The organism is Mesorhizobium sp. CA7 (assembly GCF_020165015.1).
Classification (GTDB): Bacteria; Pseudomonadota; Alphaproteobacteria; order Rhizobiales; family Rhizobiaceae; genus Mesorhizobium.
This window is the reverse complement of sequence record NZ_JAIUHH010000039.1, coordinates 1-1,403: the sequence shown is the minus strand read 5'-3', so window position 1 is coordinate 1,403 and position 1,403 is coordinate 1. Positions and strand designations below refer to the sequence as shown.

The window sequence follows — 1,403 nt, the reverse complement described above, 5'->3', positions numbered from 1 at the left end:
AACAACGGCACGCTCGCCTTCGACCGGTCAGACGCCTACACCTTCGCCGGGCTGATCTCGGGCAGCGGTGCGGTCGCTCAGATCGGCTCCGTCACCACTGTCCTGACGGCGGACAACACCTACACCGGCGGCACGATGATCTCGGCGGGCACCCTGCAACTCGGCAATGGCGGCGCGTCGGGCTCGATCACTGGCAATGTCGTCGACAACGGCACGCTGGCCTTCGACCGTTCGGATGCCATCACCTTCGGCGGCGTGATCTCCGGCACTGGCGGGCTGAACCAGATCGGCGCCGGCACCACGATCCTGACCGCCGCCAACAGCTATGGCGGGCAAACCAACGTCAACAGCGGCACCTTGCTCGTCAATGGCAACCAGTCCGGCGCCACCGGCCTGACCGCGGTGGCGGGCGGGGCGACGCTCGGCGGCACCGGCATCATCGGCGGCGATGTCACCATGGCGGATGGCAGCACGCTGAGCCCCGGCGGCAGCGGCAATTCCGCCGGCGCTCTGACCATCAACGGCAACCTGACGCTCAGCGGCGGCACCAGCCTTGCGTATAATTTCGGGCAGGCCAATGCGCCCGGCGGCGCGCTGAACGACGTCGTCAATGTCGGCGGCAATCTGACGCTCGACGGCACGCTCAATATTACGGCGGCCGCCGGCGGCAGCTTCGGACCCGGCGTCTACCGCGTGTTCAACTACAATGGCTCGCTGATCGACAACGGGCTCGCACTGACGTCACCCGACTATTCGGTGCAGACGTCGATCGCCAACCAGGTCAACCTCATCAACACCGCCGGGCAGCTGCTGACCTTCTGGGACGGCGATGCCGGCCCCAAGAACAACAGCGTGGTCGACGGCGGCAACGGCACCTGGCAGGTCGCCGGCTCCGGCGACAATTGGACGACGTCCGGCGGCGAGGTCAACGCGCCGTGGAGCAACGGCCAGTTCGCCGTGTTCCAGGGCACGCCCGGAACCGTGAGCGTGGACAACGGCAACGGCGCGGTCACCGTCAACGGCATGCAGTTCGCCGCCGACGGCTATCGCATCCAGGGCGATGCGATCACGCTGACCGGCGGACCGGCAATCATCAATGTCGGCGACGGCACCAGCGGCAGCGCCGGCTACAAGGCGACGATCGCATCGGATCTGGTTGGAAACACCGGGCTGACCAAGGTCGACTACGGCACGCTGATCCTGGCCGGCAACAGCTCCTATGTCGGGGCGACGACGGTGCAGGACGGAACCCTGGCGGCGGGCAAGGCCGGCGCTTTCAACACGACCTCGGCCTTCACCGTCGCTTCCGGCGGCACGCTTGACCTCGCCGGCTTCGACCAGACGGTGGCCTCGCTCAACAACAGCGGCGCGGTGCGGCTTGGTGCTGCGGCACCCGGCACGGT

Annotated in this window: 1 protein-coding gene; it reads left to right on the top strand. The window is 67.6% G+C overall.

Going from position 1 to position 1,403, the window contains the following annotated elements:
- On the top strand, positions 1-1,403 hold a 1,403-nt coding region (locus LB552_RS29570; RefSeq protein WP_224611725.1), incomplete at both ends, for an autotransporter-associated beta strand repeat-containing protein.